This window comes from Mycobacterium sp. ST-F2 (assembly GCF_001905655.1).
Classification (GTDB): Bacteria; Actinomycetota; Actinomycetes; order Mycobacteriales; family Mycobacteriaceae; genus Mycobacterium.
In genome coordinates this window covers 1-3346 of record NZ_JMHT01000125.1, presented here as the reverse complement: position 1 = coordinate 3346, position 3346 = coordinate 1, and the positions used below count along the sequence as shown (strand labels likewise).

General features: G+C 67.6%; 3 protein-coding genes. All 3 read left to right on the top strand.

The window, feature by feature from the left end; genetic code table 11:
* Positions 1 to 198: 198 nt before the first annotated feature.
* Positions 199 to 789, top strand: a complete 591-nt coding sequence (locus EB75_RS28180) for a hypothetical protein (RefSeq protein ID WP_073698480.1) — start codon at positions 199 to 201, stop codon at positions 787 to 789.
* Positions 790 to 907: 118 nt separating this feature from the next.
* The gene (locus tag EB75_RS28175; RefSeq protein WP_071289796.1) at positions 908 to 2371 is read left to right on the top strand and encodes a DDE-type integrase/transposase/recombinase; all 1464 of its coding nucleotides are present in this window, start codon (positions 908 to 910) and stop codon (positions 2369 to 2371) included.
* A gap of 38 nt (positions 2372 to 2409) precedes the next feature.
* On the top strand, positions 2410 to 3183 hold the full coding sequence (locus EB75_RS28170) for an ExeA family protein (protein ID WP_226522213.1): 774 nt from the start codon (positions 2410 to 2412) through the stop codon (positions 3181 to 3183).
* Positions 3184 to 3346: the final 163 nt, after the last annotated feature.

Below are 3346 nucleotides of genomic sequence, written 5' to 3'. Positions count from 1 at the left end.
TGTTGACCGTCTCTCTGGATGGCTATCACGGGGTGGCCATTCGTCATTGATCTTGCCGATGTGATCGGTGGCGTGGCCCGCCGGCTTGAGCTTGGTGGTGTGCACCATCAGTGTGATGAGGAACTGATGGGTGCGCGGCACCCCGCCGAAGTCTTGGCGGGCTCGCAGGGTGCCGCGCTGTAGTGCACGGAGGCACTGATGGTGACGGTAGAGGCTGATCTGGTCTGCGTCGAGTCCCGGTTGGCAGCTGGCCAGATCAGCTGCCCGGCGTGCTCGCAGGGTGTTCTTGGCGGCTGGGGATTCGCCCGCACTCGCCGTGTCGTCGGTCTGGCCGGTGCGGTTCGGCCGCGGCGGGCGCGGTGCCGGTCGTGTCTGGTGACCCATGTGTTGTTGCCGGTCACGGTGTTGCTGCGTAGGGCTTATGCGGCACAGGTGATTTGGGAGTCTTTGTCGCTGCGCGGCCACGGGCAGGGGTATCGGCAGATCGCTGAGCAGTTGCGGGTTCCGGCGGCCACGGTCCGCGGCTGGCTACGTCGGGCCGGCGGGCGACTTGAGGCGGTTCGGGCGCGGTTCCTCATGGTGGCGGTTCGAGTCGGGATCGATGTGACGATTCCCGACGAGCGGAGCAGTCCCTGGGGTGACGTGGTGGCGGCGGTCAACGCCGCGGCGGCGGCGATCCGGCAGCGGTTCGGACCGGCCGGATTGGTGGTCGCGGTGACGCCGGCACAGGTGCTGGTCGCGGTCAGCGGCGGCCGGCTGCTCTCACCGGGCTGGTCCTGGATGCGGTAGGTCCGGTACGCAACACCAGTTGCCTCTGACGCGGCGCGGCGTGATCGGTGATCCTCGCGAAGGCACCTGCCCGGCATTGGTTTCGGGCAGGGCCTTCGACTGCGAGGAGGGCACTGCGGTGTCATTGGAGGAGCACAAGCGTCGGGAGCGGGCCCAGGCGATCGGACTGTTCCGGTATCAGCTGATCTGCCCGGCGCTGGACGAGGGGTTATCGACCCGCCAACGGGGTCGGCTGGTCCGCGAGATCGCCGAACGTCGCCATATCGACCCGTTCGGCACCCAGGTCCAGATCGCGCGAGCCACCCTGGACCGTTGGATCCGTCGCTACCGGGCCGGCGGGTTCGAAGCGTTGGTGCCCGAGCCGCGCCGGCTGGCCACCCGCACCGATGTCGGGGTGCTGGAGCTGGCCGCCTCGTTGAAGCGGGAGAATCCGTCACGCACCACCGCCCAGGTGGCCCGCATCCTGCGCACCGCGACCGGATGGGCACCCTCGGAATCGACCCTGCTGCGCCATTTCCATCGCTGCGAGCTGATGGGCCCGGCCGCCGGTGGCGCCAGGGAGGTGTTCGGCCGGTTCGAAGCCGCCGACCCCAACGAACTGTGGGTCGGCGACGCTCTGCACGGTCCGCGGGTCGGTGACCGCAAGACCTACCTGTTCGCCTTCCTCGACGACCATTCTCGGTTGGTGGTCGGTCACCGGTTCGGGTTCGCCGAGGACACCGTGCGTCTGGCGGCCGCGCTCAAACCCGCGCTGGCCGCCCGCGGCGTGCCAGCCTCGATTTATGTCGACAATGGTTCGGCGTTCGTCGATGCCTGGCTGCTGCGGGCGTGCGCGAAACTCGGTATCCGACTGGTACATTCGGCGCCCGGGCGCCCGCAGGGACGGGGCAAGATTGAACGGTTCTTCCGCACCGTGCGTGGGCAGTTCCTCGTTGAGGTCACCGACACCACCACCGAGGACCTCGCCGCCGCCGGGGTCGACCACACCGGTGCGCTGTTGGAGCTCAACCGGCTGTTCATGGCCTGGGTCGAGACCGAATACCACCGCCGCACCCATACCGAGACCGGGCAATCCCCACTGGAGCGCTGGGACACCGGCTGGGACCGCCTTGGTCACACTCCGGAGTTGCCGACGGCGGCGGATCTGACCGAGGCGTTCTTGTGGTCGGAATTTCGGGTGGTGACCAAGACCGCCACCGTCTCCCTGCATTCCAACACCTACCAGGTCGACCCCGCCCTGGCCGGGCGCCGCGTGGAGCTGGTGTTCTCCCCGTTCGACCTGCAGACCGTCGAGGTCCGCCACCGCGACCAGAGTTTCGGTGCCGCGACACCGCACACCATCAGCCGCCATGCCCACCCGAAAGCCCGACCCGAGACCGTCGAGACCCCGCCGGCAACGACGGGGATCGATTACCTGGCGTTGACCGCTGCCGCCCATCACGAGCAGCTGCGTGAGGATGAACGTATCGGCTATCACGCCCTCTACGGAACCGACTCCGACGGCGACCAGGTCGCCGCTCAGCTCTCGATCACCGACCTCGCTCCCACCGAGGACGAGTTCGAGGACGGGGTGTCGGCGTGAGTATTCAACGGTTGCAATCACATTGGGGCTTCACACGGATGCCGTTCGGGCGGGATCTGGCGCCGTCGATGCTGCACCGCCACCCCGGCCACAGCGAAGCGATCGCCCGCATCGGCTGGTGTGTGGACCAATGCGCCATCGGCGTCATCACCGGCGAAGTCGGCGCTGGCAAAACCGTCGCGATCCGCGCGGCAGCCACCTCCTTGGATCCGGCGCGGCACGTAATCATCTACCTCGCCAACCCCACCATCGGGGTGCGCGGCATGCTCACCCACATCGTGGCCACCCTCGGGCACACCCCGGCGTTTCACACCGCCCGGCTGGCTCCCCAAGCCGCAGACGCCTTGGCCGCCGAGCACGCTGAACGTGGCCGCAACCCCGTGTTAGTCGTCGATGAAGCCCACCTGCTCGACAACCATCAACTCGAAGCGATCCGGCTGCTGACCAACCACGACATGGACAGTGGTTCACCGTTCGCCGTGGTCCTGGTCGGGCAACCCACCCTGCGGCACCGACTGCGTCTGGGTGTTCTGGCCGCGTTGGATCAGCGCATCGCCGTGCGCTACACCCTGCCCGGCATGACAGCGGCCGACACCGCCGACTACATCGGGCATCACACCAAGATCGCCGGCCGCTCCGATGCGCTGTTCGCCGACGACGCGATGACCCTGATCCACAACGCCTCCCGTGGACATCCGCGTGCGGTCAACAATCTCGCCCTGCACGCGCTCACGGCCGCGTTCGCCGCCGGGCACTCCATCGTCGGGGAGAAAGCCGCCCGCATCGCCATCAGCGAAACAGCAACCGACTGAACCCGATCCGCTTCACCACGGCGACGACCACGTCACCGCGACGAGGATCCCGTCACCGAGATCACAAACGCCCCGCTCGCCACAGTCGAGCGGGGCGTTCTCATCAGTGCATCGTCATCAACACCGATGACGCCGACATCGTCATCTTCAACGACGGCCAACA